The 25537-nt window shown below is 66.8% G+C and carries 27 protein-coding genes; 18 read left to right on the top strand and 9 right to left on the bottom strand.

Going from position 1 to position 25537, the window contains the following annotated elements; translation table 11 throughout:
* Positions 1–217: 217 nt before the first annotated feature.
* Positions 218–1201, bottom strand: a complete 984-nt coding sequence (locus tag BMY53_RS05700) for a Bug family tripartite tricarboxylate transporter substrate binding protein (RefSeq protein ID WP_255370071.1) — start codon at positions 1199–1201, stop codon at positions 218–220.
* A gap of 268 nt (positions 1202–1469) precedes the next feature.
* Between BMY53_RS05700 and BMY53_RS05695 the strand changes: the two genes are divergently transcribed.
* From BMY53_RS05695 to BMY53_RS05685, 3 genes are all read left to right on the top strand, one after another.
* Complete coding sequence (locus BMY53_RS05695) at positions 1470–2354, top strand: DUF6250 domain-containing protein (RefSeq protein WP_177200738.1); 885 nt, start codon at positions 1470–1472, stop codon at positions 2352–2354.
* Positions 2355–2473: 119 nt separating this feature from the next.
* Complete coding sequence (locus BMY53_RS05690) at positions 2474–3400, top strand: class I SAM-dependent methyltransferase (protein ID WP_092944523.1); 927 nt, start codon at positions 2474–2476, stop codon at positions 3398–3400.
* A gap of 29 nt (positions 3401–3429) precedes the next feature.
* Entirely contained in the window at positions 3430–4017 is a 588-nt protein-coding gene (locus tag BMY53_RS05685; RefSeq protein ID WP_092944521.1) for a DUF2809 domain-containing protein, read from the top strand.
* Here BMY53_RS05685 and BMY53_RS05680 read toward each other — a convergent pair.
* The 3 genes from BMY53_RS05680 to BMY53_RS05670 form a co-directional block, all read right to left on the bottom strand.
* Positions 3950–5812 (bottom strand): hybrid sensor histidine kinase/response regulator, encoded by a 1863-nt coding sequence (locus tag BMY53_RS05680; RefSeq protein WP_092944519.1) that lies wholly within the window; start codon positions 5810–5812, stop codon positions 3950–3952. The genes BMY53_RS05685 and BMY53_RS05680 overlap by 68 nt on opposite strands.
* A 230-nt stretch (positions 5813–6042) precedes the next feature.
* Positions 6043–6990, bottom strand: coding sequence for a CsgG/HfaB family protein (locus BMY53_RS05675; protein WP_092944517.1), 948 nt, complete (start codon positions 6988–6990; stop codon positions 6043–6045).
* 118 nt (positions 6991–7108) lie between these two features.
* Positions 7109–7501, bottom strand: a complete 393-nt coding sequence (locus tag BMY53_RS05670) for a hypothetical protein (RefSeq protein ID WP_143073931.1) — start codon at positions 7499–7501, stop codon at positions 7109–7111.
* A gap of 367 nt (positions 7502–7868) precedes the next feature.
* Between BMY53_RS05670 and BMY53_RS05665 the strand changes: the two genes are divergently transcribed.
* Positions 7869–8972: an NADH:flavin oxidoreductase/NADH oxidase gene (locus tag BMY53_RS05665; RefSeq protein ID WP_092944513.1), complete on the top strand. Its 1104-nt coding sequence runs from the start codon at positions 7869–7871 to the stop codon at positions 8970–8972.
* 60 nt (positions 8973–9032) lie between these two features.
* Here BMY53_RS05665 and BMY53_RS05660 read toward each other — a convergent pair whose 3' ends face one another.
* Positions 9033–9557, bottom strand: coding sequence for a Csu type fimbrial protein (locus BMY53_RS05660; protein WP_092944511.1), 525 nt, complete (start codon positions 9555–9557; stop codon positions 9033–9035).
* A gap of 269 nt (positions 9558–9826) precedes the next feature.
* Here BMY53_RS05660 and BMY53_RS05655 point away from each other — a divergent pair, with 269 nt between their 5' ends.
* From BMY53_RS05655 to BMY53_RS05595, 14 genes are all read left to right on the top strand, one after another.
* Positions 9827–10264, top strand: coding sequence for a Csu type fimbrial protein (locus BMY53_RS05655; protein WP_177200737.1), 438 nt, complete (start codon positions 9827–9829; stop codon positions 10262–10264).
* A 127-nt stretch (positions 10265–10391) separates the two neighbouring features.
* On the top strand, positions 10392–11096 hold the full coding sequence (locus BMY53_RS05650; RefSeq protein ID WP_177200736.1) for a fimbrial biogenesis chaperone: 705 nt from the start codon (positions 10392–10394) through the stop codon (positions 11094–11096).
* Positions 11068–13497: a fimbria/pilus outer membrane usher protein gene (locus BMY53_RS05645; protein ID WP_092944505.1), complete on the top strand. Its 2430-nt coding sequence runs from the start codon at positions 11068–11070 to the stop codon at positions 13495–13497. Before BMY53_RS05650 ends, BMY53_RS05645 begins: the two co-directional genes overlap by 29 nt.
* Complete coding sequence (locus BMY53_RS05640; RefSeq protein ID WP_177200735.1) at positions 13494–14024, top strand: Csu type fimbrial protein; 531 nt, start codon at positions 13494–13496, stop codon at positions 14022–14024. The genes BMY53_RS05645 and BMY53_RS05640 overlap by 4 nt, the downstream gene beginning before the upstream one ends.
* A gap of 89 nt (positions 14025–14113) precedes the next feature.
* The gene (locus tag BMY53_RS25860) at positions 14114–14332 is read left to right on the top strand and encodes a CopG family transcriptional regulator (protein ID WP_177200734.1); all 219 of its coding nucleotides are present in this window, start codon (positions 14114–14116) and stop codon (positions 14330–14332) included.
* On the top strand, positions 14329–14823 hold the full coding sequence (locus tag BMY53_RS05635) for a PIN domain-containing protein (RefSeq protein ID WP_177200733.1): 495 nt from the start codon (positions 14329–14331) through the stop codon (positions 14821–14823). The genes BMY53_RS25860 and BMY53_RS05635 overlap by 4 nt, the downstream gene beginning before the upstream one ends.
* A complete protein-coding gene (gene hisC / locus BMY53_RS05630; protein WP_092944501.1) occupies positions 14820–15923 on the top strand; it encodes a histidinol-phosphate transaminase in 1104 nt (367 codons plus the stop codon). The genes BMY53_RS05635 and hisC overlap by 4 nt, the downstream gene beginning before the upstream one ends.
* Positions 15924–15995: 72 nt before the next feature.
* On the top strand, positions 15996–16592 hold the full coding sequence (gene hisB, locus BMY53_RS05625; protein ID WP_092944499.1) for an imidazoleglycerol-phosphate dehydratase HisB: 597 nt from the start codon (positions 15996–15998) through the stop codon (positions 16590–16592).
* Entirely contained in the window at positions 16592–17245 is a 654-nt protein-coding gene (gene hisH / locus BMY53_RS05620; RefSeq protein WP_092944497.1) for an imidazole glycerol phosphate synthase subunit HisH, read from the top strand. Before hisB ends, hisH begins: the two co-directional genes overlap by 1 nt.
* 51 nt (positions 17246–17296) lie before the next feature.
* On the top strand, positions 17297–18040 hold the full coding sequence (gene hisA, locus BMY53_RS05615) for a 1-(5-phosphoribosyl)-5-[(5-phosphoribosylamino)methylideneamino]imidazole-4-carboxamide isomerase (protein WP_092944495.1): 744 nt from the start codon (positions 17297–17299) through the stop codon (positions 18038–18040).
* Positions 18041–18044: 4 nt separating this feature from the next.
* Positions 18045–18806, top strand: coding sequence for an imidazole glycerol phosphate synthase subunit HisF (gene hisF / locus BMY53_RS05610; RefSeq protein ID WP_092944493.1), 762 nt, complete (start codon positions 18045–18047; stop codon positions 18804–18806).
* Positions 18803–19465, top strand: a complete 663-nt coding sequence (gene rsmD / locus BMY53_RS05605) for a 16S rRNA (guanine(966)-N(2))-methyltransferase RsmD (RefSeq protein ID WP_092944491.1) — start codon at positions 18803–18805, stop codon at positions 19463–19465. Before hisF ends, rsmD begins: the two co-directional genes overlap by 4 nt.
* Before the next feature lie 32 nt (positions 19466–19497).
* Positions 19498–20007 (top strand): pantetheine-phosphate adenylyltransferase, encoded by a 510-nt coding sequence (gene coaD, locus BMY53_RS05600; protein WP_255370046.1) that lies wholly within the window; start codon positions 19498–19500, stop codon positions 20005–20007.
* Between the two features lie 55 nt (positions 20008–20062).
* Positions 20063–20317 carry a YfhL family 4Fe-4S dicluster ferredoxin gene (locus BMY53_RS05595; protein ID WP_092944489.1) on the top strand — a complete coding sequence of 85 codons (255 nt, stop codon included), beginning with the start codon at positions 20063–20065 and terminating at the stop codon, positions 20315–20317.
* Between the two features lie 31 nt (positions 20318–20348).
* Here the strand turns inward: BMY53_RS05595 and BMY53_RS05590 are convergent, their stop codons facing one another.
* The 4 genes from BMY53_RS05590 to BMY53_RS05575 all read right to left on the bottom strand — a co-directional run bounded on the left by BMY53_RS05590 (position 20349) and on the right by BMY53_RS05575 (position 25357).
* On the bottom strand, positions 20349–21053 hold the full coding sequence (locus BMY53_RS05590; protein ID WP_092944487.1) for a histidine phosphatase family protein: 705 nt from the start codon (positions 21051–21053) through the stop codon (positions 20349–20351).
* 15 nt (positions 21054–21068) lie between these two features.
* Complete coding sequence (locus BMY53_RS05585; protein ID WP_092944485.1) at positions 21069–21857, bottom strand: adenosylcobinamide-GDP ribazoletransferase; 789 nt, start codon at positions 21855–21857, stop codon at positions 21069–21071.
* Between the two features lie 64 nt (positions 21858–21921).
* On the bottom strand, positions 21922–22899 hold the full coding sequence (locus BMY53_RS05580; protein WP_092944483.1) for a DUF3369 domain-containing protein: 978 nt from the start codon (positions 22897–22899) through the stop codon (positions 21922–21924).
* 103 nt (positions 22900–23002) lie between these two features.
* The gene (locus tag BMY53_RS05575; protein ID WP_092944481.1) at positions 23003–25357 is read right to left on the bottom strand and encodes a TonB-dependent receptor; all 2355 of its coding nucleotides are present in this window, start codon (positions 25355–25357) and stop codon (positions 23003–23005) included.
* Positions 25358–25537 lie beyond the last annotated feature (180 nt).

The raw sequence follows: 25537 nt of genomic DNA, 5'->3' as shown, positions 1-25537 counted from the left end.
GTTTCCCTTGTTCATGGAGACGGGAGCGGGGCTGCGGCCCAGCCTCCCGGGCGCGGATTGTGCATTGCCATTCAGGGGCCTGGGTGGAGAGCCGCGTCCAGCGTGCGCCGGATGCGACGGACGGTCCGACATCAGGGGGATGCATCACGGAGATGCGTCAACGAGATGCGTCACGAGGATGCATCACGGGGTGCGGGCGGCGAGCCCCGCCGTTTCATCAATTGTCCGGTTTGACCTTGGCGCGGATCAGCACCGGCTTCCACCGCTTCTGCTCCTCGGCGATGAAGCGGGTGAACTCGGCCGGCGTGCTGCCCACCGCGATCGCGGCTTCCTTCGCCAGCCCCTCCAGCGCGGCGGGCGATTTGATGGCCTTGGCGGCGGCCGCCGCCAGAATGTCCGCCGCGGCTTGCGGCAGGCTGGCGGGCGCCAGCAGGCCGTACCACTGCGTCATCTCGAAGCCGGAAAAGCCCTGCTCGGCCACGGTGGGGACGTCCGGGAGCTGGGGCAGGCGTTCGGTGGTGCCGGTGGCGATGCAACGCAGCTTGCCGGCCTTGATGAACTGCATCACCGCCGGCGCGCCCACGGACGCGGCATCCAGCCGGCCGGCCAGCAGATCGGTGAGCTGCGGGCCCGTGCCCCGGTAAGGCACGTGCGTGACGAAGATGCCGGTGGCCATCTTGAGGTATTCAAACGCCAGATGGCCGGCGCTGCCGTTGCCGGCAGAGCCGTAGTTCAGCTGCCCGGGCTTGCTCTTGGCCAGGGCCACGAACTCCTTGAGGTTTTTCACCGGCAGGTCCGGATGGACAAGGTAGAGCGACGGGACCTTGGCCAGCAGCGAGATGGGGCGGAAGTCCTTGTTGGGGTCGTAGGGCAGCTTGGCAAAGATGAAAGGGTTCACCGCCAGGGTGCCGATGTGGCCGAGGATGACCGTGTGCTGGTCCTCCGCGCGGGCGGCTTCCTGCATGGCGACGTTGCCGGCCCCGCCCGGCTTGTTGTCCACATACACGCTCTGGTGCAGCAGCTTGCCCAGTTCCACCGAGGTGGCCCGCGCCACGATTTCCGAGCTGCCCCCCGGGGCGAAGGGCACGATGAAGCGCACGGGTTTGGTGGGCCAGCTGGCACCTTGTGCGTGAGCCAGGGCGGGCAGCAGCAAGGCGGAGCCGGCGGACCCCAGGCCGGTGATGCCGCTGATGCCAGCCAGGTGGGTGAGGGCCTCGCGGCGGGAGAAGGACGTCTTCACGATGGGAGCTCCGCTTGTCTTGATCAGCAGGGGCCGGTCTGCGCCGGCGCGGGAGCATTGATTATGCGGAGCCCAAGCAAATGTCTCCGTGCGCAAGCGCCCGAGGGTTAAACCCCGTTGCGCGCTCCCCGAGCATCGACATGCAGAAAGCTTTGTAGCCGCAGACGCCTTGCGCTGGAACCATGGCGGCCCCGCCGCACTGTCCGGCCACTTTTGTCTGGCTTCCTCCATGCTGTCTGCTGTTGTTCGTCCTCTGCGTCCGCTGCTTCGTGCTTCACTTGCTTCATTTCTGAGCGTCGTGCCGGGAGCCTCCGGCCCGGGCGGCGCCCCTGCGGCTGGGGGGCCACGCCGCGCGCTGACGCTGTGCCTGGCCGCTTCGATGCTGGCGGCTTGTGGTGGTGGGGACTTCAGCCTGAACGCCATCGCCCGCGTGCAGGCCAGTGATGATTTCACCAATGGCCTGGGCCAATGGAAGGTGGAGCAGCAGGACAGCACCGGCACCGTGACGGCCAGCCATGGCGTGCTGGACATCGTCCAGCCCTCAGGCGCCACGCTCTGGTTCAAGCAGCGCCTGACCGGCAACTACGAGATCCGTTTCATCGCCACGCCCATTCCGGCCACCTTCGGCACCACCTACGTGAACCGGATCTCTGACCTCAACGTCTTCTGGAATGCCACCGTGCCCGGCACCGCCAGTGAGGACCCGACGGCCGTGGGTTATGACGGCACGCTGGCGGCTTACAACCCGCTGCATCTGTACTACGTCGGCTTTGGCGCCAACGGCAACACCACCACGCGCCTGCGCCGTTACGACGGCACCGCCGCACGCCCGCAGATCACCGGCTACGCGACCACCGCGTCCGCCACCGCCGATGACAAGGCCGGCGCCATGACCCCCGCCACCAGCCTCGTGGCCAACACCCCCGTGAACGTGCGCATCGTCTCCCGGCAGGCCACTACGGCCAATCCGGCCACGCTGCAGTGGTATGCCAATGATCAGTTGATCTTCAGCTATACGGACGCGTCGCCCTATCTCTCGGGCTGGTTTGCCTTTCGCACCACCACCAGCCACTGGCAACTCCGGGATTTCAAGGTGCTGACGCTGGCCGAGTGATACCGGGCAAGCGATGGGGGATCCGTGCTGGCATTCGCGCGGGAATTCGTGCGCGCATTCGTGCGGGAATTGGGGGTCATTACACTGGCGCCCCGCCAAAGCGTCCGTGCTTCCCCGCCATGCAAGCCCTGCTCGACCATATCGCCACCATGAGTCGCCCCACGGCGGCCGGACGCCTTTTCCACGGGCGGGGCGGGCGATTCCCCGGGCATGAGCAATGGGCGCTGGACGCGTTCCCGCCGGTGCTGCTGCTGACGAGCTTCGCACCGGTGACGGACGAGGCGCTGGCGACCATCGGTCAGGCGTTGCAGGCCCGCTGGGCGGTGATCGCGCCAGGCGAGCCGCTGAACTGGGTCTTCCAGCATCGCGATGAGTTCCGGCCGGCCAACCGCGTGATGGCCGGCGAGGTGCCGGCGGAGCATGTGGTGGAGGAGGACGGCACCCGCTATCTCGTCCACCTGCTCCAGGGGCAGAACCACGGCTTCTTCCTCGACATGGCCGAGGGCCGCCGCTGGGTGCGTGAGTGGGCACTGGCCCGGCCCGGCGGCAAGGTGCTCAACCTGTTTGCCTACACCTGCGCCTTCTCGGTGGTGGCGCTGCAGGCCGGTGCCAGTGAGGTGGTCAATGTGGACATGGCCTCCGGTGCGCTGTCCATCGGGCGGCGCAACCATCAGCTCAACGAGCTGAAGGCCGGCGTGCAGTTCCTGGCCCACGACATCTTCAATTCCTGGGCCAAGATCCGCCGGGCCGGACCGTATGACCTGGTGATCATGGATCCGCCCAGCTTCCAGAAAGGCAGCTTCGTGGCGACCAAGGATTACGCGCGGCTGGCCCGCCGCCTGCCGGAACTGGTCGTGCCGGGCGGGCATGCCCTGGTCTGCCTGAACACGCCCAAGCTCGACAGCGCCTTCCTGCGCGAGGTCATCACGACCGAGGCCCCGGGGTTCGAGATCGTGGAACGGCTCGCCAACCCGGCCAGCTTCGAGGATGTGGAACCGGAGCGCGCGCTGAAGGTGCTGCTCGTTCGGAACGTGACTTCACACTGAGCTCACCCGGCCCGCCTACGCTGGCCGGCATGAACCAGACGTCGCCCGATCCCTCGTTTGCCCGCACACTGGCCCGGCAACTTGCCGCCACCGAAACCCGCACGGGATCACCGCCCGTGTTGGCACCGCTGCCACTGCTGGCGCTGCCACAGGCCATGCCGACCCGGCGTTGGCGTTGGCGCTTCAGTGGCCGCTACGCCCTTGCGGCCATCGGCATCTTCCTGATTGAAGCCGCCATCGCCACTATCGGCCAGCACATGGCCTGGCTGCGCTGGTATGCGGGCGACGTGATCGTGGTGGGGTTTGTCCATTGCCTGCTGGCGATGGTGATCGATGCCTCCACGCCCCGGGTGGCACTGGCCGCCTTCGCGGTGGCTTGCGCGGTGGAGCTGTCGCAGTACGTGTCCCATGTGATGGGCTGGACCATCGGCAACCCGGTGCTCCGCGTCATCGTGGGCAGCACAGCGGACTGGATGGACGTGCTGTCCTACGCGCTGGGCACCGTGTTGATCCTCGTGGTGGGCGTCCTGTTCAAGGCGGCCCGGGGCTTCAAAGCGTCGCCAGCCCCGTATCGCCAAACCGGCTTTCCGGGAAGCCCTGTACCGCCAGTGCAATGAGCTCGGCCAATTCCTCGTAGGAGCGTTCCTTCTGCAGCACCGCCATGCGGCCGAGGGTTTCGGCGGTGGCTTCCAGCTCGTCCGAGATGAAGCCGGTGGTGACCACGATGGGCAGTTCCGGGTTGAGCGATCGCACCGCCACCGCCAGCTCCGCGCCATTCATGTTGGGCATGTTGAAGTCGGTGACCAGCACCTGGAACCGCTGCGGGTTCGCGCTGATGACGGTCAGGAATTCCTCGGGCGACCCAAACACGGACACCAGAAAACCGGCCTTGATCAGCAACTGCTCCACCATCATCAGCACGATGGGATCGTCGTCCACATAGGCCACTGGCTCGCCATGGCCCGGCCGCATCGCCTGGTGCAGGGCTTCCACCTTCACCGGCCCTTCGGCCTCGACCACCGGCAGGAAGACCATGAAGCGGGTGCCCGCGCCCTCGTTGGAGCGCACGTCGATGGCGCCGCTGTGCAGATCCACGATGCCATGCAGCACGTGCAGCCCCAGGCCCGTGCCCTGGCCGCGAGGTTTGGTCGTGAAAAACGGTTCGAAGAGGCGCTGCTTGACCGACTCCGGCATGCCGGCGCCATCGTCCTCCACACACAGTTCGGCGTACTGTGTGGGGGCGAGCTGGCCGATGGTGCACACGCGCGGCGTTTGCACGGTCACGCAGCGCAGCAGAATGCGGATGGTGCCCTGCCCGCCCTCCATGGACTGCCAGGCGTTGGTGCACAGATTCATCACCATCTGCTGCACTTCGGAAGGGCTGACGGTGGCTGCACAGTTGTCGTCCCCCAGATCCACCTCCAGGCGGACCGACGGGGGGAGGGTGGCCTTGAGCAGGTCCACCGCCTCGCTGACCAAGGGCGTCAACGGCTGGCGGCAGAACTCCTCGCCGCCGCCACGGGCAAAGGCCAGGATGCGCTGCACCAGCTCGCGGGCGCGTGAACCCGCGCGGCGGATCTGGTCCATATGGTCGCGCAGGGGCGAGTCCGGCGACGATTCGTCCGCCACCATGCCGGCATGCCCGAGGATCGCGGCCAGGATGTTGTTGAAATCGTGCGCAATGCCGCCGGCCAGGGTGCCCAGGCTCTCCATGCGTTGCGCACGCATGAGCTTTTCCTCCAACTGCACACGCGCTGTTTCGTCGGCCTTGCGGGTGGTGATGTCGATGAGCAGGACGATCGCGCCCTCGCTGCATGGGAATGCGCGGAACTCGAACCATTTTTCCAGCCGCTCGACGTATTCCTCGAAGGTATAGGAACGCCCGGCCTGCAGGGCAGCGCGAGCCTCGTTGCTGCGTCGGTCGTTGGTGGAGGCGGGGAAGCATTCCCAGTAGGGGCGGCCCAGCAGGGTGTAGCGGGAGCGCGCTGTCGCCTCCTCGAAGGCGCTGTTGACGAACTCCACAACGCCATCTCGGCCCAGGAGGATGAGGGCGTCGGAGAGGTATTCCAGAGCCGCCTGCAGTTTGTCGCTCAGGCGCGCTTCGTTGCTGATGGGCTGAATGGACGCGGCTGCGACGAGGTAGGCCTGCAGGCACACCGTGGCGCTTCGGAAGGCGCGGCGCTCGTCGCGAGAGAGCTGTCTGGGCTCCGGGTCCATCACCCGCAATTGGGCCACCACGTGGTCCCAGCGCACGTCCAGTGCGGCCGTGATTTCAGGGGCGATGCCGTGGCCGCTGGCCACGACCTGTCCGTCCCACACGAGCTCGCAGGCCGTCGCGCCACAGGTATTGGCAACGGTGTCGAGCAACGCGGTAAGAACGCGGGGGTCGCCTGGAACGACGCGCGTAAGCATGAGAGCCTCCTTTCCCGGAGGTCGAGAGAGAGCGGAGCGGCCGAAGCAGCGCTTACGCTGTCAGCAAGCGGCAGACCCAGCGGCGGAAAAAAGGGACACCCGCGAGAGAAGACATCGCGGGTGTCAGACGTTACGTCACGCGGCCGCCGGGAGGGCGGCGGGACAGCAACAGGCACAGCGGCAGCGCAGCGGTGCCGCAGCCAAGTACCTGCGGACTGTCTTCCAAGTGTTTACTTGGTGGTCGCTGGCGGCGTGGTGGTGGTGCTCGGCTTGGCCGCCGCCTTCTTGGCGGCCGGCTTGGCGGCGGCGGCGGGCTTTGCCGCTGCGGCATCGGCGTCCTTGGAGGCTGCGGTGGAGCCGCCCTGCACGCCCAGCCGGCCACCGGTACCCAGGCCACCCTTGACCTGCTGCGCCTTGTAGTTGCGCAGGGCCTTGACCATCTGGTTGAACGAATCGGCGAATGCGGCGGTCACGACCTTGCCGGCCGGGGTCTTGGCGTAGGCGCCACCCGCCACCGCGGTATTGCCGAACAGGCCACCACCCAGGACGCCGAAGTCGAAGTTCTTGGCCGTGCCTTCGGCCGCAGAGATCTGCACGCCCGAGCGGTTGTCCACCAGCAGCAGCGTGGTGGAGGCCTCGTTCTGGTTCACGCTGGCCGCCACGGCGGTGATCAGGCCCAACGCGCCGGTCCCGATGCCGCCGCCACCGCCACCGGTCTTGCCGGAAAACTGAACTTCCGGAGACAGGGTGTAGTCGGCCGCGACGATCTGGCCCTGGCCGAAGTTGCTGCCGGCACGGGTTTCGCCGGACTGCATCAGGGCACGTTCACGCTCCATGTTGGCGAAGGCCTTGCCGCGCTCCACGACCACGAAGCAATTGCTCTGCTGCACCATCAGGCGGATGACCGGCAGGGTGGAACCCAGTTGGCGCTCACGCATCTGCGACCACCAAGGCGCCTGCGGGTCTTCGTACAGGGACAGGGTGCCCAGCGTTTCGTCGCAATGCTCCAGCTTGGAGTTCTGGTTCTCGGCCGTGGCGCCGCCGGCCGCCCCCGAGACCGTGCCCTTGTTCTCGCCCATGGTCGGCGCCGTCGCCAGGCAGCCGGCCAGAAGCAGCGGGGACAACAGGAGCGCGGGCTTCAGCACCGAACGGGCGAGGGGAGCGAGAGCAGCAGACATGAAATTCCTCCAGATGGGTTCTCAACGGAACAGGCGAGAAGGCAAGGCCGGGCGGGTGCCCGCCTGCCAGGGGATCAATCGATCGGTCAACCAGTCGATCCGACGAAGCGGGCGGCGCTCAGGGCGCCGGCGTGGCGGGGGCGATCCCGTAATAGCCGCCGACAGGCTGGCCATGCGGGTTGCCGATCCAGATGCTGGTGCCGAACACATCGGCGCAACCGCCCCAGGCCAGCTCGGTGCCCTTGGGATCACGGTTGCCGGTCTGCGCGTACAGAGTGACGACGCTGTCCGACGGGCCGATGGTGTAGCAGACCCGTGCCCAGACGGCGCGCGGGGCGTCGGTCAGCACCGAGGCGGCCGACTCATCCACGCCGTCAGACGCCTTCACCACCCATTTGGTCCCGCGGTTGGGGCCCGGGTTGTAGGTGAAGACGTAGGGCACCTGCGCCAGCACGCCAAAGGAAACAGCGGTCAGCACAGCAGCCATCAACCCGCGGTAGGTCATACGCATGTTCTTGTTGCCCGAATTGCTTCTAGTTGCAAACGAGTTTAGGCAGGGGCTCCCAAAAAGAACTCGGCCAAAGGTCACACAGTTCGGCGTCCGGTTATTCCTTGTGGTGTAACAGCGACGACATACCGCGACACGTGTGCGAAACACGCCGTACGTTTTACGACATGAAAGTCGGTTTGATGGGCGTCCGCTGGTCGCCCCTTCGACCCATCCCGTGGCTTGCAACGGGCAGGGACGCCCTGATGTGACCCCTCCCGCCGACCTGCGGCTCAGCTTTCCACGCCTTGCGCAGTTGTGCTCTGTCGTTCTGCCGTCCTCTACACCACTACAGCGCTACACGGCGCCTTGCCATCTTTCCAGGAGTCCCATGTCCGCTCTCTTTTCCCCGTTCTCCCTCAAGAGCGTCACGCTGCGCAACCGTATCGCCGTGCCGCCGATGTGCCAATACAGCGCAGTGGATGGCCTGGTCAATGACTGGCACAAGGCCCACTACGCCGGACTGGCGCGTGGCGGCTCCGGCCTGGTGATCGTTGAAGCGACGGGTGTGCTGCCCGAAGGCCGCATCACGCCGGGCTGCCTGGGCCTGTGGAGTGACCAGCATGCGAACGGCCTGGCCGAGATTGCGGCCTCTATCAAGGCCGGTGGTGCCGTGGCCGGCATCCAGATCGGCCATGCCGGCCGCAAGGCCAGTGCCAACCTGCCCTGGCAGGGCGACGACCACATCCCCGCAGGCGACCCGCGCGCCTGGACCACGGTTGCTCCTTCCGCCGTGGCCTTTGGCAAGCACCTGCCGCGCGTACCGCAGGCCATGACGACGCAAGACATTGCGCGGGTGCGCGATGCCTTCGTGGCGGCTGCCCGCCGCGCGCGTGATGCCGGCTTCCAGTGGCTGGAGCTTCACTTTGCGCACGGCTACCTGGCGCAGAGCTTCTTCTCAGTGCATGCCAACCAGCGCACCGACGACTACGGCGGCAGTGCCGCCAACCGTGGCCGCTTCCTGCTGGAGACGCTCAAGGCGGTGCGCGAGGTCTGGCCGGAATCGCTGCCGCTGACGGCGCGCTTCGGTGTGATCGAGTTTGATGGCCGTGATGAAGAGACGCTGGCGGAGGCCATCGGCCTGACGCGCCAGATGCGGGAAGCGGGCCTGGACCTGCTGAACGTGAGCGTGGGTTTCTCCACACCGGACGCGCAGATCCCTTGGGGCCCCGCATTCCTGGGGCCCATTGCTGATCGCGTGAAGCGTGAAGCCGGCCTCCCGGTGGCATCGTCCTGGGGCATCGACACGGCGGAACTGGCGGAGCACGCGGTGGCGTCCGGCCAGATGGACCTGGTGATGGTGGGCCGTGCACAACTGGCCAACCCGCATTGGCCTTACCACACGGCGATGAAGCTCAAGCAGCAACGTCCGTCGTGGGTGCTGCCGGCACCTTATGCGCATTGGCTGGAGCGCTATCAGCCGGCATCGGTCTGACCTGGCGCCTGAAAACGCAAAGGCCGCCCTTGGGCGGCCTTTGTCTTGGGGGCGCGGTCGTCAGTAGGTGATCGTCACCGTGACGGTATCCGAATAGTCGCCCGGCACGGCATTCGCGACGGTTGGCAAGCGGCCATACACGGTCAGCGATTGTTGCGTGCCGGTGCCGGTGCCGGTGTGAACACTGCTGTTGGTGCCATTGCCCCACACCTTGCTGTGGGCCGCGTCCAGATACAGCTGGTAGGGCAGCGAGTTGGTACCGCTTTTCATGGCGCGAGCGCTGAAGGCGTTCAGGCCGCCCGCATTGGCACCCGCGCTCAGTGCAACGCTGTAAGGCGTGGTGTTGGTGCAGGTGACCGACAGATTGGTGCTGGCATCGATGGGGCCACTGCTTTGCAGCGGATCGATGGTGCTGCCGAAGTTCAGGGTGCCACCGGCCACATTGCAGGCCACGAGGATGGTGGCGCCCACGGTGAGCGTGCCGCTGGTGGTGTTGGGGGCCGCCTCGACGCCGAAGGACAGCAGGGCAGCGAGGACAGAAAACAGGACGACCCTCAGCGCGGTGATCGTTGCAGCGTTGTTCATGTGTCTGAAGACTTGTTACATCAGCACTGACACCCAGACCTGGGCTGAAAGCTATGTGTTGTTGTCGATGGATAGATTGGAACTGAATTCAACCTGTCCGCCCATGCCCCATTTCACGAACCGAGCACCCACTTTAGAGGGGAGCCCTTAGTCGTGAGAAAGTATGCGCCGTACAGGATCGTCCAGCAAAGCGGCTTATGCATTGGCACAGCTATGCGATGACAGCAGCGGCAGCATGCTTGGGCGCCGCAGTGACTTTTCAGCCGGCCATGGCCGGTACCGTGAACAGCGCCATCGGGGCGTCCGTGCTGGTCACGAGTTCATGCTCGTTATCAGGCACCACCCTGAACTTCGGCAATGCGCTCAATCCGGTGAGTGGGGGCGCGACTGACGCCACGTCCACCTTGACGGTGCAATGCACTGCCACCACTCCGTACACCATCTCGCTCAATGCGGGCACCAATACTGGTGGTGGCACGAATTACACGGGGCGGGTGCTCAAAAGCGGCAGCTATTCGCTGCCTTACCAACTCTATGTGGACACCGGGCGCACCTCGATCTGGGGCAATGGCACCGCCAGTGCCACCTATAGCGCCCAGGGATCCGGCAATCCGCAAAACATCCTGATCTACGGCCGGTTGCCTTCGCTGACCGGCATTCCGCCGGGGGTGTACACCGACACCGTCACCGTGACGATCAGTTATTGAACGCTTGCAGCGCGGGTGGGGTGCTGGCCGTGATCGGCAGGTGCCCACCGCAAGGAGGGGACAGATGGACAGATCTCGATCACGATGGGCCGCCCGGATGCGAGGCGGCTTATGCAGGATGCGCACGATGTGCGCGGGTCTCTGGCTGCTGGCGGCCGGGGCTGTGGCCTGGGCGGCCGACGTCAGCATCATGCCCGTCAATGTGCATCTGGACCGCCAGAACGACCGCGCCACCGTGCAGGTGCAGAACAACGGCAACGAAGTGGTGGTGATGCAGGCGGAGGCGATTGCCTGGACCCGGCAGGCGGGCCAGGACATCGACGCCCCGACGCAGGAGCTGATCGTCAACCCGCCCATCTTCACCCTGCAGCCCGGCCAGACGCAGATCCTGCGTGTGGGCCTGCGGCGCACGCCCGACCTGCAGCAGGAGGCCACCTACCGGATGGTGCTGCGAGAGGTGCCGGTTGCGCGCGCCAGCGAGAACCGGGTGTCAGGGCAGGTGCGGGTGCTGGTGGCCTTGCGGGTGCCGGTGTATGTGGCCCCCAACCAGGTCAAGCGCGCGCAGAACTGGCAGGTCCAGCGGGCCTCCAGCGGCGAGACGGTGGCCACGGTCGCCAACAATGGCAACGTCCATCTCAAGGTCAGCGAATTGCGGCTGAGCGGGGCGACCGGCGACAACAAGGTACTGGCCGTGTCCGGTGCACAGAGTGTCATCTTCCCTGGTGAGCAGAGAACCTTCCGCATTGCCACACCCACCAACCCCAGCAGCACGCTCCAGGTCATGACTGACCAGGGCCTGCAAAATGTGGCGCTGGGCACGACGGCCCAGTAACTGGTGTGCGGCCCTGCTGGCCGCGCCGCTGGCGGCGGCTGGACAGGTGTCGGCGGAAGAATTGCAACGCACCCTGGAGCGGCTGGCTGCGGAGCGGGCGGCGGCGGCGCCGCGTTTTGGCGAGACCCTGCTGCTGGGCCTGCGCATCAATGGCGAAGCGCGCCCCCAGACGGTGCGTGCGGTGCGGGTCCAGGAAGGGCTGGCCATGCCGCAGGTGCTCTGGCAGGAACTCAAGCTGCGGCCCCCCGCCCTGCCGCCGCGGATGATCGACAACGAGCTCTATCTCATCCTCAGCGACGCGCCGGGGGAACTGGTGCGCTGGCGCATCGAGGAACTGAGCCAGACCCTGGAGATCGAGGCGCCTCCGCAGGCCTTCAGCGACCAGAAGATCGAGCTGGATCGCGCTGCCACGCAGGTCACGCTGCCGGCCCAGTTCGGGCTGTTTGGCAACTACGACCTGCAATGGCAACGCCGGCTGGGCGGCGACGCCACCCTGGACGGCCTGGCGGAGATCGGTGTGCTGACCGGCAGCGGCGATCTCAGCCACCTGCACCTCTATCGCAGTGATGGCGGCTGGACCCGGCTGGATACCCGGTGGACCATGGACCGGCCCGAGCAGCTCGCCAGCCTGCGCCTGGGGGACACCATTGCCCAAGCCGGCAGTTGGGGCCGCGCGCTGCGCATGGGCGGCGTGCAGTGGGCGTCGGACTTCACCCTGCGCCCCGGCTTTCTGAGCTTCCCGCTGCCGACCTTGAAGGGGGAGGCCTCGTTGCCATCGACGGTGGATGTCTTTGTCAACAACAGCCAGCGGCTGCAGGGGCGTGTTCAGCCCGGGCCGTTTGACATCACCGACCTGCCGCTGGTGACCGGGCAGGGGGAGATCCGCACGGTGGTCAAGGACCTGCTGGGGCGCGAGCAGGTGGTGGTGCAGCCCTACTACATCAGCCCGGCGCTGCTCAAGCCGGGGCTGGACAGCTACAGCTTCGAGCTGGGCTGGCTGCGCGAGAACTACGGCATTGAGAGCAACCGCTATGGGCGTGCACTCGGTCAGGTGACCTGGCGCCGTGGCATCACCGACCGGTTCACCGCCGAAGGGCGGGGCGAGGTCGCTACCGACCAGCAGACTGTCGGCGCCTCCGGTCTCTGGCTGCTGGGCGACCTGGGCACGCTCAACGTCTCCGCCGCCGGCAGCCGCAGCAATGAGACGGATGCCCGCCAGGGCTGGCTGGGTACCCTGGGCCTGGAGCGTCAGGGCTTCGGATGGAGCAGCGCGGTGGAAGTGAGGCGGGCCTCGACGGGCTTCGTGCAGCGGGGGCAGCCGGTCTCTGCCCGCTGGAGCGGCTCGGCCACGGTGAGCACGCAGTGGCAGGGCTGGGGGCTGGGCATGGGCATGGTCTACCAGGGCCTGCCGCAGCGGACGGTGACCGACGGCAGCGTGTCGGTGGCGTCCAAGCTCTGGACATTCAATGCCGGGCGAGGGCTGGGCCGTTGGGGCTATGTGGGCCTGTCCATGCTCAAGTCGGGCGACGGGGGCGGCACGGCCATGTCCGTGTTCTGGACCCTGCCCCTCGGGGACCACCAGAACATCTCCACCAGCTGGCAGGCCCAGCGTGGCGGCGGGCAGCCCAACCAGCAGCAGTGGCAGGTGCAGTTCCAGGACAACCCGCCGCCGGGCGAAGGGGTGGGTTACCAGGTGCAGGTGGATTCAGGCGGGCGGCGCCAGTTGCAGGCGCAGTGGCAGGACCGCCACGTGGCGCTCAATGGCGGCGTTGCCAATCAGCAAGGGCGCACGGATGTGCGTGCCGGCGCCAGCGGCGGCATGGCCTGGCTGGATGGCAGCGCCTATGCCGGGCGGCGTGTGGACGGCGGTTTTGCGGTGGTTGAAGTGGCCGACCAGCCCAATGTCCGCGTCACCCACGACAACCAGGTGGTGGCGCGGACGGACGCGAGCGGCCGGGCCTTCCTGCCCACGCTGCGGGGCTACCAGGTCAATCGGGTGGGGGTGATCGCGGACGACCTGCCGCTGGATGCCGACATCGAATCCCTGGACTTGCAGGTGACGCCGGCTGCGCGCCGGGCCTCGCTAATCCGCTTCCCCATCGGCATCAGCCGCACCGCCACTTTCCGGCTGGTGGACGAGCATGGGGCGCCGATTCCGGCCGGCGCCGATCTGCGCCCCTTCGGCCAGACCCGCAGCTTCCCGGTGGGCCTGGACGGACGCGCCTTTGTCGCCGGCCTCGGCGCAGCGCCGGGGCCACAACGCATTGAAGTGCGCTGGCCTGGCGGCGGTTGTGATGCGAGCATCACGCTGCCGCCAGGCGATCTTGAGCTGCCCGAACTGGGCACCATCATCTGCCAGCCGATGGCCACGACCCCTTCTTCATCCAGGAGCCCGCAGTGACCACTTTCTTGCGTTCCCGTCTGAAGCCTCTCAGGCGCCTGATTCGGCTCCTGCTGTGTGTCTCGGCCCTTGGCGCGGCCTCCCACGCACAGGCCTTGTGCCTGCCGGCCCTGTGCTCGTGCAGCGTCGTGGTCACCAACATCGTGTTCGCCGCCTACAACCCGATGGCGTTCGGCACGACCGATTCGACGGGCACCATCAAGGTCACCTGTGGCGGCGTGGTCGGCTTGCTGATCCCCTTCACCGTCGATCTGGGCACGGGAGGCGGGTCCAGCTTTGCCACCCGTCGCATGGCCTCAGGCGCCAACACGCTGTCCTACAACGTCTATGGCGACAGCAACTACACCACCGTCTGGGGCGACGGCACCAATTCGACGGGCCGGGGCGCGGGTTCGGTGACATTGGATGCCGTGGGGCTGACGCCAGGTCTGGTCTTTACCGTGTACGGTCGGATTCCCGGGCGCCAGCTCACCGTGCCGCCCGGGACCTACACCGACAGCCTCACCATCACCGTCACCTATCAGTAGGACAGCGCTAGCGGGCGCGTGCCGGGGGAAACCAGCCCTATGTTCAACACGAAGTTCGTGGAACACGAACTTCGTGTAGCATCCAGCTCATGAAGAACGTGACCGTGACCATGGAAGACAGCGTCGCCGAATGGGCGCGGCTGGAAGCTGCACGGCGCAACACCAGTGTCTCCCGCCTGGTCGGTGAGCTGCTGGCTGAAAAGATGCGCTCGGACGACGCCTATGAGCGGGCGTTGCAGGATTGGCTGCACCGCGAGCGAACCTGGGCCTCGGACGGCGGGCGCTACCCCGGCCGCGAGCAGCCATGACGGCCGCACTGCCCGCCGTGGCGCTCGCCAGCCCGGTGTTTGTGGACACCTCGGTGCTGATCCAGAGCGAAGACGGCGCCTTCCCCGACCGCCGCGAGCAGGTGATGGCGTGGCTGCGCGTGCTCTGGCAGCAAAGGCTGGGCCGTGTGTCCAGCCAGGTGCTCAATGAGTTCTACCGCACCATCACCACCCGCATCCAGCCGCCCATGCCCAATGGCGACGCGCGCGCCGAGGTGCGCCGCTACCAGCGCTGGGCGCCCTGGGCTGTGGATCACGCCACGGTGGAATCGGCCTGGTCACTGGAGAGCCGGTTCAACCTGCCTTACACGGATGCGCTCATCGTGGCCGCCGCCAAGGTGCAGGGCTGCGAGCTGCTGCTGAGCCTCACGCTCCCCCACCAGCAGCTGTTTGACAGCGTCACCATCATCAATCCGCTGCTGGCCGCCCCTGCGGGCGTGCCGGCGACAACCTCTGCCGAGCGTTCCGCATGAGTGCCTACCTGACCCGCGCCCTTGAGACCCTGCGTGAAGACGTGCGTGCCCTGCATGCCTACCAGGTGCACAGCGCTGCCGGCCTGCTCAAGATGGACGCGATGGAGAACCCCTATCGCCTGCCCGCCGAGCTGCAGCAGGCCCTGGGGGCCCGCCTGGGCCAGGTGGCCATCAACCGTTATCCCGGCGAACGCACGGCGGACCTGGCCCGCGCCCTGGCCGCTCATGCCGGCATGCCGGCAGACAAGGCCGTGATGCTGGGCAATGGCTCGGACGAGCTGATCTCGCTGCTGTCCCTGGCCGTCGCGAAGCCCGGCGCCACGGTGATGGCGCCGCTGCCCGGCTTTGTGATGTATGAGCTGTCGGCCCGTTACCTGGGCCTGAAGTTTGTGGGTGTGCCGCTGACCGACAGCTTCGAGCTGGACGAGGCCGCCATGCTGGCCGCCATGGCGCTGCACCAGCCCGCACTGATCTACCTGGCCTACCCGAACAACCCGACCGCCAACCTCTGGGATGCCGATGTCATCGACCGGATCGCCCAGGCGGCGCCGGGTCTGGTGGTCATCGACGAGGCCTACCAGCCCTTCGCCTCCCGGAACGCCATGGGACTCCTGGACCGCTACGACCATGTGCTGGTCATGCGCACCATGAGCAAGTTCGGTCTGGCCGGTGTGCGTATCGGCTACCTGATGGGCCATGCCGACCTGGTCCACCAGGTGGACAAGCTGCGCCCGCCCTACAACATCAGTGTCCTGAACGCGGAAGCCGGCTTGTTTGCGCTGGAGCATGCCGAGGTTTACGAGCGCCAGGCCGCCGAACTGCGCGCCGAGCGAGACCGGCTGCTGACCGAACTCCGGCCGCTGGACGGTGTTCAGGTCTTCCCCAGTGAAGGCAACATGATTCTTGTCCGTGTGCCGGATGCCGGTGCCGTGCACGCCGCACTCAAGGCCCGCGGCGTGCTGATCAAGGACGTCTCCCGCATGCATCCGCTGCTGGCCCGCTGTGTGCGGTTGACCGTGGGCACGCCCCAGGAGAACCACACGCTGCTGGTTGCCTTGCGCGGCGCGCTGGCGGAGCTGGCCCCATCTGTGGCAGGCTGAGCACCTGCAGAGCCAAGAGCTCCCGTTTGCCCCTCCCTTCTTTTTGATCCCGACCTCGTCCCTGGAAGCATCATGAGCGCCGAACGCATCGCTGAAGTCCGCCGCGACACCAAGGAAACCCAGATTCGCGTCCGCGTGAACCTGGATGGCACCGGCCAGGCCAACCTGTCCACCGGCATTGGATTCTTCGACCACATGCTCGACCAGATCGCCCGCCACGGGCTGATCGACCTGGACATCGAGGCCAAGGGCGACCTGCACATCGACGGCCACCACACGGTGGAGGATGTGGGCATCACGCTGGGCATGGCGGTGGCCCAGGCCATCGGCGACAAGAAGGGCCTCACCCGTTACGGCCACAGCTATGTGCCGCTGGACGAAGCACTCTCCCGCGTGGTGGTGGACTTCTCCGGACGTCCGGGCCTGGCCATGGACGTGCGTTTCACGGCAGGCAGCGTCGGCGCCTTCGACACGCAGCTGACCTATGAGTTCTTCCAGGGCTTCGTCAACCACGCCCTGGTGTCGCTGCATGTGGACAACCTGAAGGGCCATAACGCCCACCACCAGTGCGAGACCATGTTCAAGGCCTTCGGCCGCGCACTGCGCATGGCGATGACGCTGGACCCCCGCTCGGCGGGCGTGATCCCCTCCACCAAGGGGACGCTCTAATGACGCAGGCCCGAACCGTCGCCGTGGTGGACTACGGCATGGGCAACCTGCGTTCGGTCTCGCAGGCCGTGCAGCATGCGGCCCAGGGGCAGGGCGTGCAGGTGATCATCACCTCCCGGCCGGAAGAGGTGGCGGCCGCCGAACGGGTGGTCCTGCCTGGGCAGGGGGCCATGCGGGACTGCATGCGGGAACTCAGCGACTCCGGCCTGAAGGAGGCCGTGCTGCAGGCCGCCGCCAACAAGCCGCTCATGGGCGTGTGTGTGGGCATGCAGATGCTGCTGGACCACAGCGAGGAACAGGACACGCCGGGCCTGGGCCTGATCCCCGGCCGCGTGCAGCGTTTCCAGCTGGCGGGCCAGCTGCAGCCGGATGGCAGCCGTTACAAGGTCCCCCAGATGGGGTGGAACCGCGTGCACCAGATGCGAGCGCATCCGGTGTGGGGAGAGGTTCCCGACGACAGTTGGTTCTATTTCGTACACAGTTTCTATGCGCAGACGTCGGCGTCGGACGACAGCGTCGGTGAGAGCGATTACGGCTTGCGCTTTACCTGCGCCGTGGCGCGGGATAACATTTTTGCCACGCAGTTTCACCCTGAGAAAAGTGCCGCGTTCGGGCTCTCGCTCTATCGCAACTTCCTGCATTGGAAGCCCTGACTTTCTCTCCTCCACCCTTTTCATCCACATTTTTCACCCGCATCTTCGGCCATGCTGCTGATTCCCGCGATTGACCTGAAAGACGGCAAGTGCGTCCGCCTCAAACAAGGCGATATGAACAACTCCACCACCTTTGGCGAAGATCCCGCCGAGATGGCACGCCGCTGGCTCGATGCCGGCGCACGGCGCCTGCATCTGGTGGATCTCAATGGAGCGTTTGCCGGCAAGCCGGTGAACGAGCCCGCGATCCGGGCCATCCTCCGCGAGGTGGGTGACGAGATCCCGGTGCAGCTGGGGGGCGGCATCCGCGACCTGGACACCATCGAGCGTTATCTGGACGACGGCCTGTCGTACGTGATCATCGGCACCGCTGCGGTCAAGAACCCGGGCTTCCTGAAGGACGCGGCCTCCGCGTTCGGCGGCCACATCATCGTGGGCCTGGACGCCAAGGACGGCAAGGTGGCCACCGACGGCTGGAGCAAGCTCACCGGCCACGAAGTGGTGGACCTGGCGCGTAAGTTCGAGGATTACGGCATTGAAGGTGTCATCTACACCGACATCGGCCGTGACGGCATGCTGACGGGCGTCAACATCGATGCCACCGTGCGCCTGGCCCAGGCCTTGAGCATTCCCGTGATTGCGTCGGGTGGCCTGTCCAACCTGGCGGACATCGAGGCGCTGTGCGCCGTGGAGTCCGAAGGAGTGCAAGGCGTCATCTGCGGTCGCGCCATCTATACGGGCGATCTGGACTTCACCGCGGGACAGAATCGCGCGGATGAATTGAACGGGGACTGACTTCTTGCTGGCCAAACGCATCATTCCCTGTCTGGACGTGACCGGCGGTCGTGTCGTCAAGGGCATCAATTTCGTTGAGCTGCGCGACGCCGGGGATCCGGTGGAAATCGCCGCCCGCTACAACGAGCAGGGCGCCGACGAACTCACCTTCCTGGACATCACCGCCACGAGCGATGGGCGAGACCTGATCCTGCCCATCATCGAATCGGTGGCCTCGCAGGTGTTCATTCCGTTGACGGTGGGCGGTGGTGTCCGCTCGGTGGCGGATGTGCGCCGGCTGCTCAATGCGGGGGCGGACAAGGTCAGCTTCAACTCGGCAGCGGTGTCGGACCCCGAGCTCATCCGAGCCGCATCCGACCGGTATGGTGCGCAGGCCATCGTCGTGGCCATTGACGCCAAGCGCCGTGCTGATGGCACCGGCTGGGAGGTCTACACCCATGGCGGGCGCAAGAACACGGGCCTGGACGCCGTGGAATGGGCCAGCCGCATGGCCACGTTGGGTGCTGGCGAGATCCTGCTGACCAGCATGGACCGCGACGGCACCCGCAGCGGTTTTGACCTGGCCCTCACACGTGCCGTGGCGGACGCCGTGCCGGTGCCGGTGATCGCCTCCGGCGGTGTCGGCTCGCTGCAGGACCTGGCGGATGGCATCAAGGTCGGCGGCGCCGATGCGGTGCTGGCGGCCAGCATCTTCCACTATGGTGATCACACGGTCGGGGAGGCGAAGGCGCTGATGGCCAGCCAGGGCATTGCGGTTCGCCAATGACAGCACAGGAACGCCGGCCCAGCGGGGCCAGGGGCAAAGCTTCGCAAGACCAGAAAAGCCCCGGTGGCGCCTCCGGCCGCAGCGCGGCACCGGCCGTCCGTGGCTCCAGCGAGGTGCGTATCGTGGGCGGCGCCTGGAAGCGCTCCAAGCTGCCGGTGGCCAACAAGCCCGGCCTGCGCCCCACGCCGGATCGTGTGCGTGAAACCTTGTTCAACTGGCTGGGCCAGGACCTGGCCGGCTGGCGGGTGCTGGACGCCTTTGCGGGCAGTGGCGCGCTGGGGTTTGAGGCGGCTTCACGCGGGGCTGCCCAGGTGACCCTGCTGGAGCGCGATCCCAGCCTGGCGGCCCAGCTGCGGGCCAACCACCAGCGCCTGGACAAGGACGGCACGGTGCCGATGAGGGTCGAGGTGGCGGATGCCCTGGCCTGGATGGGCCGGGCGGCGCCCGCCTCCCTGGACCTGGTGCTGCTGGACCCGCCTTTTGCGCAAGACCTGTTCCAGGCGGCGCTTCGAGCGGCTTCGCGGCTGCTGGTGCCCAATGGGCTGCTCTACCTGGAGTCCCCGGCGCCGGTGGAACCGCCGGCCGAACTGGGCCTGTCCCTATGGCGGGAAGGGCGTGCGGGGGCCGTCCACTACCGCTTGTTCCAGCGCATCGGATAATCGGGTCTTTTGCCGACGCCTGGAGCGCGATCTTGACCTCCCAGACCCTGCTGACCGCCGTTTATCCCGGAACCTTCGACCCGCTGACGCTGGGCCACGAGGATTTGGTGCGCCGTGCCAGCCGTCTCTTCGAGCGTCTCATCCTGGCGGTGGCGGCAGGGCATCACAAGCGCACCATGTTCAGTGTCGAAGAGCGGCTGGACATGGCGCGCAAGACTGTGGCGCCTTATCCCAACGTGGAAGTGGTGGCCTTTGAAGGCCTGTTGCGCAACTTCGTGCTGGAAAAGGGCGGCAAGGTGGTGGTGCGGGGGCTGCGCGCCGTCTCGGACTTCGAATACGAGTTCCAGATGGCGGGCATGAACCGGCAACTGATGCCGGATGTGGAGACGGTGTTCCTCACGCCGTCCGACCACTACCAGTTCATCTCCTCCACCTTCGTGCGGGAGATCGCCACGCTGGGCGGGGACGTCAGCAAGTTCGTGTCACCGCTGGTGCGCGAGCGTCTGCAGGAACGCCTGGCCCAGGTGCCGGGCAAGGAATGATGCGTGGCGCCGCCCGGCCGCAAGGCCCGGCGGTGATGCGCCAGGAGTACCAGACATGGCCTTGATGATCACCGATGAATGCATCAACTGCGACGTGTGCGAGCCGGAGTGCCCCAACAACGCCATCTCCATGGGCGAGGACTACTACCAGATCGACCACGGCAAGTGCACGGAGTGCGTCGGCCACTTCGACGAGCCGCAGTGCGTCATGTTGTGCCCGGTGGCCTGCATCCCGGTGAATCCGGCGCATGTGGAGACGCGGGAGACGCTGATGGAGAAGTATCTGCGGCTGACCGCACAGGCGGCCTGAGGTCGAGCCTGGCTCGCCAGCGGAAGCGGTCTCAGGGGCCGGATACAGCGCTGGATGCGGCGCCGGATTGAGCACCGGATTGAGCGGATTGAGCGCCGGATGGGCCGCCCTGGGACTGGGGGCGGAACGTCGCGCCGGCCGCCGCTGCGATGGACCTTGCAGAAGGCAGTGCCCAACACGCGCCGTACGCAGGCGGTGCCGGCCATTGATCCGCTGACGGCGTCTGGCCAGGATGCTCAGCCATCCAACGGCGCGCCAGCATCCATCCGCCGTGGCTGACCACCAATTGGCCCCCCGTCCAGCTGGATGCGCGGGCGAGCAAAGCGACCAGGCTTTCACCGCCGCCCGGCGTGGCCGTGGCGAAGTCCTGGACCCAGGTATCGATTTCGGCCTTGGAAATCTCCGCCCACGGACGGCCATCCCAACGCCCGAAATCCAGCTCACGCAGGGCGGCATCGATGTGGTGGCGCCAGCCCCAGCGACGTAGCCAGCGGCCGACCTCCGCGCAGCGGCGCAACCCGGAGGTCCAGATCTCGTGGGGCAGCTGATGACGGCGCGCGTGGGCCTGAATGCGCCGGGCCAAGCGCTTGGCCCGGCGAGTTGATACCGGCAGATCGCAGCCAGCGCCCACACACAGCCCTTTGGCGCCTTCCGGGCGAGGATGCCGCCAGACGAAGAGCGTGTGTCCATCGGACGCGGCGTCCGCTCGCAGGCGTTCGGTGGGCTGGCGCTTCATGGCGATGAGGCCGGATCAGAACACCGTTGCGAGGCCGAGGATCGCCAGCAGCGCGCCCACCTCCACCACCTGCTGTGTGGCACCCAGGTTGTCCCCGGTGTAGCCGCCCAGGCGGCGGTCCAGCATCGACTGCATATAAAAGGTCAGCCCGGCACAGGTCAGCAGCGCCCCCAGCAGCAGCGGAATGTCGTCCGGCAACAGCCAGGCCCACACCACCGAAGCGACAAGCACCGACCCCAGCGCCACCACCAGCCCACCGCCGCTGATCTGCGTGGCCAAGGGTTTGGCCTTGGCGTGTGCGGCGTCGCCGGCATAAGGCAGTGCGTGCATCAGCCACACCGGGGCCGCGCGTGACGCCAGGTGGGACCAGACGATGGCGACCAGCGCCAGCGTGGCATCTGCATCGGCCAGGCCGAGCAGGGCGGCGGCTTTCAGGCCCAGCACGAACACCAGCCCGAGGGCGCCGTAGCTCCCCAGGCGCGAGTCCTTCATGATCTCCAAGGCGCGCTCACGGCTCACCGCGCCGCCCAGGCCGTCACAGGTGTCAGCCAGGCCGTCTTCATGGAAGCCGCCGGTTAGCCACACGCTTGCCGCCATGGCCAGCACCACCGCCACGGTGGCCGGGAAGACCAGCAGCGCGGCCCACAGCACGCAGGCCGACCAGGCCCCCACCACCGCCCCCACCAGCGGGAAATAACGGGCGGATTGCTGCAGCCATTCGGGCTGGAACCCGACCCAGCGTGGAATCGGCACACGGGTGAAGAACTGCAGGGCGATCAGGAACAGGCGGAGGTGATGCAGCATGATGCGGGTCGCCCAGGCGACCGCCGGACAGAGAAAACGACGGCGGCGATGATACGGTGCGGTCTCAAGCCGTCGGGGCGCTGCCTGCCGGTGACGCCAGCAGACGCTCGTAGGCGATGGCCACATTGGCGCAAAAGATCTGCAGCAGCTCCTGCCCATCCGTGTCGATCGGATCGGAAAAGGTCATGTACAGCAGGCTCTCGTTGCCCGAGTGGGTGCGGTAGTAGCCGACGAAGCGCTCGCTGTCGAACTGGCTCTGGCGGGTCTTCAGGGCGTGGGCCAGCGCATCCCGGACCTCCGAGGGCAGGTCCCCTACCGCTGAATCGTCCAGCAGCCCCTGGAACTGGGCGGTAGCTGCCAGCACCCGGTAAGGCCCTTCGCCATGGGACGCCGCATAGGCCGACATCCGGCTGGCGCAAAGCCCCTCGGCCTCATAACCCAGCAGGTGGGCCAGTTGCGCCAGCAGCGCGGAGGCCAGCAGACGCAGGTTGGCGGCATCGTGGATGTGCGTGATGGCTTCGATGGAGCGGCGCAGCGCCTGGCGCGACTGATCAATGATGATGATGTCGCGGTAAGAGCGCAGCGCGGAATAGAACACAGTGATCAGCTTGCGCTTGGTCAGCTCGGTCTTTTCCTTGTAGTCGTTGATGTCGTAGGACTTGATCACGTCCTCTTCGGGCGCCTGGCCGGGCTGCCCGGTGCGCAGCACGATGCGCACATGCCGGTTGCCGATCTCCTCGCGGATGAAGCGCGCCAAATCCAGCCCGGCATGCTCAGATTCCATCACCACATCCAGCAGAATCAGCGCCACGTCCCGACGGCTTCGCAGCAGGTCGCGCGCCTCGCTGGCGGTATAGGCGTTGAGAAACTGCAGTTTGCGGCCGGCGAACTCGAAGTCGTCCATGACCAACTGCGTGACCTGGTGAACCGCCGGATCGTCATCCACGATCATCACCACCCAGGGCGCGAGCGGTCGCTGTCGGCTGCCGTCGCCGAGCCCCTCGTCGGGCAGTTCATCGGCGAACACGAGATCGGTACTCATGGTTTCCCCCTGCGGCGGGCGTCTGTGCGCCCAGGCTTGTGCTGCCGCCGATTATGCGGGTCCGCCAAGCTTGGCGGACCCCCTCCCTGGGTTCGCCCGGTTCTCAATAGTCCATGGAGGCGCTGACCGTCACGCTGCGTGGGGTGCCCAGCACCAAGTAGCCGCTGCCGGGGTAGCCGCCGGCCGAAGCCCAGTAGCTGCGGTTGGCGACGTTGTCCACCCGGGCTCGCAGGGTCATCAGGTGGCCCCGGAAGTCGATGGTGTAGCGGGCACCCGCGTCCAGGCGAGTCCAGCCCGGCACGTTCAGCGTGTTGATGGCATTGGCGGCCACAGGGCTGGTGGCGACCATGCGGGCATCCAGCGTGAGGCCCTCCAGACCCGGCACATTCCACTCGGTGCCCAGGTTCAGCATGCGGCGCGGCACGCCGATCACCTGCTTGCCCTCCGTGGTGGGGGCACCGGTGCGACGTTGCTCGGCGTCCAGCCAGGTGAAGCCGCCCAGCAGCTTCCAGTCGCGGGTGATCTCACCGAAGGCGGTGAACTCGACGCCTTGGTGGCGATCTTCGCCTTCGGCGGTGAAGCTGACGTTGTACACCGTCACAGCCCGAGGCTTGGCCGTCGAAAACAGCGCCACCGTGCCGCCGATGCGTCCGCCGTCGTACTTCAGGCCCAGTTCCTTCTGACGCGAGACATAGGGGGGCAGGGTGATGCCGCCCAGGTTGGCCCCAGCCGTGGTCGCGCTGGCCGTTTCACCCTGCGTCAGGGCTTCGATGTAGTTGGCGTAGGCCGACCAGGACGGCGTGAAGCGGTAGATCACCCCCGCCATCGGGCTGGTGCGGCTGGGGCTGTATCCGGAGCTTTGGGTGCCGGTGTTGTACGCATAGGTGCGGATGTCCAGCTGCTGATGCCGCAGGCCCAGCGTGACACGCAGGCGATCGTCCAGCGCCACCAGCGTGTCGGCCAGTGCGACGCTGCGCAGGTAGGTGATGCCGGTGGTGCCCGGGTTCTCGAGCTGGTTGGCGATGGTGGTCAGCGCCGGCATGGTGGCGTCCACCGGTGTGTAGAGGTTGGTCTGCAGCAGGTTCACGCCGGAGGAGGGCGACGAGCCGTAGGCCGCCTTCTTGTCCAGCTTGAACGCGTTGGCCGAGGCCACCAGTTCGTGGCGGATGCCACCGGTGCGCAGTTGCCCGCGCAGACCGATTTCGCCGGTGTGCACATGGTCTTCACGTGTGTTGTCGAACCGATAGGTGGTGCCGGCGCCGGTGGTGGAATTGGTGAGCGTCAGGTTCGCCAGCGAATTGGCCTCGGCGCTGTTGCGGGCACCCATGGCGAACCAGGCGGTCCAGTCCTTGGCACCGAGGCGGTCCAGGTCTACCTCGCCACGGATGGTGCCGAAGGTGTCGCGTTCCTTGGAATAGCTCCAGGGCTGGGCCCAGTTGGCGTCGCCGTCCGGTGTCTTGGGGATGCCGGTAATCGAGGCGGTGGCCGCTGTCGAGAGGGTGACGTTGGTGCGTGCGCGCTTGAGCTGGTGGTCCTGGTAGCCGATGTCGGCCGACAGGCGCACGTCGCGGCTGCGCCAATCCAGTGCCACCGCGGCCATGCCCATCTCGACGGACTCACGGTCCACGGAGGTGTCGCCGCTGCGCGTGGCGGCATTGACGCGAATGCCGGTGCTGTTGTCCGGGCCGAAGCGGCGGGCCAGATCCACGGCCAGGTAGGTCTGGCCGCCACTGGCGGTGCCCACGGTCAACTGGCTAAGGGCCTGGCTGGGGGCGCGCTTGGGCAGCAGGTTGATGGAGCCCCCGATGCCGTCGCTATTGGGCGTGGCACCGTTCAGGAAGGCCGAGGCCCCACGCAGCACTTCCACACGCTCGAACAGCTCGGCCGAGATGTACTGGCGCGGCAGCAGGCCATACAGGCCGTTGTAGGCCACGCTGTCCGAGTTCAGAATGAAGCCGCGGATGAAGTACGACTCCTGGAAGTTGCCGAAGCCCCGTGCCACTCGCACGGCCGGGTCGTTCAGCAGCACGTCGCCCACGCTGCGGGCCTGGGTGTTCTGGATCAGTTCGTTGGTGTAGGCCGTGGTGTTGAATGGCGTTTCCATGATGTCCTGGTTGCCCAGCAGCCCGATGCGGCTGCCCCGTGCCACCTGGCCCCCGGCATAGGCCTTGGGCAAGCCTTTGGCGGACGCATCGGCGCTGGCCTCGATCACCACCTTCTCCAACTGGCGCGGTTGCGCTGGGCCGCTGTCTGGCTGACCGTCTGCCGGGCTGGCTGCCGAAGCAGGCACCGGAGCCGCAGCGGCCGCCGCTGCCGCGGTCTGGGCAAAGGCCCCGCCATGCAGGGCGGCCAGCAGCGACAGGATCAGCGGCGTCGGCGCCAAAGCACGGCGCCGGTGGGAAGAGGGCGTGGAGCGGCGGACAGGATCGGCGTGACAAGCAAAGCGGGAGGACGACATGACTGCGAAAAGTTCTCAAATAGGAATGTTTCGCATTATTCGGGTTCACGCTGATGGGCTCGTGTTTGCCGTCAGCGCCAGCGGCATCAAGGGCGAGTGCCGCGCAAAGTGTGGCGTCCTTCCCGCGAAATCCTCGAGGCAATTCCCCGAACGGGGAGGCCCTTCAAGATCCATCAAATC

This window comes from Roseateles sp. YR242, from assembly GCF_900109745.1.
Classification (GTDB): domain Bacteria; phylum Pseudomonadota; class Gammaproteobacteria; order Burkholderiales; family Burkholderiaceae_C; genus Roseateles.
The sequence above is the reverse complement of the archived record's forward strand: the minus strand, read 5'-3'. Positions and strand labels throughout refer to the sequence as shown.